The organism is Nonomuraea maheshkhaliensis, from assembly GCF_039529435.1.
Classification (GTDB): domain Bacteria; phylum Actinomycetota; class Actinomycetes; order Streptosporangiales; family Streptosporangiaceae; genus Nonomuraea; species Nonomuraea maheshkhaliensis.
In genome coordinates, this window is sequence record NZ_BAAAMU010000336.1 from 1 (window position 1) to 610 (window position 610).

A 610-nucleotide genomic window follows, 5' to 3' on the forward strand; every position below is an offset into this window, starting at 1 on the left:
CCTGATCGTGACGCTGCCCGGCGCGGCGGCCGGCGGGCAGGGCGCCGCGCAGCCCGCCGACGCGAACTGGGCCGCGCTGCTGGGCGCCGCCATCGCGGTGGCGGGCTCGTGCGTCGGCGCGGGAGTGGCGGTCGCCTACACCGGCGCCGCCGCGCTGGCGGCGCTCCGCGAGCGGCCTGAGCTGTTCGGCCGCGCCATCGTCATCGTCGGCCTGGCCGAGGGCATCGCCATCTACGGGCTGGTCGTCGGGATCATCCTGATCGGCAGGGCGTGATGGGCCGCGTCGCGGTGCTCGGCGAGCGCGCCAGAGTGACCGGCTTCGGGCCGACCGGCGCCGTCACGCTGCCCGCGGAGACGGCCGAGGAGGTGCGCCGGGCGTGGTCCACGCTGCCGCCGGACGTTCTCGTGGTCGTCCTGACACCCATGGCCGCCACGGTGCTCGGCCCGCTGCGGGACCGGCTCACCGTGGTCATGGACGAGAGGGCGGGTGGAGACCGATGAACGACGCGATCGCCCCGCTGCGGGCGGAGCTCCTGCGTGCCGCCCGGCACGAGGCCGGGCAGGTGCGCTCGCGGGCGGCGCAAGAGGCCGCCGACCACGATGACGGCCA

2 protein-coding genes are annotated in these 610 nt (G+C 77.0%); both read left to right on the forward strand.

What is annotated here, in order from left to right:
- On the forward strand, positions 1-274 hold a 274-nt coding region (locus ABFX54_RS56725), incomplete at its 5' end, for an ATP synthase subunit C (RefSeq protein WP_346115632.1).
- A complete protein-coding gene (locus tag ABFX54_RS56730; protein ID WP_346115633.1) occupies positions 274-501 on the forward strand; it encodes a hypothetical protein in 228 nt (75 codons plus the stop codon). The genes ABFX54_RS56725 and ABFX54_RS56730, both read left to right, overlap by 1 nt.
- The last annotated feature ends 109 nt before the right edge of the window (positions 502-610 follow it).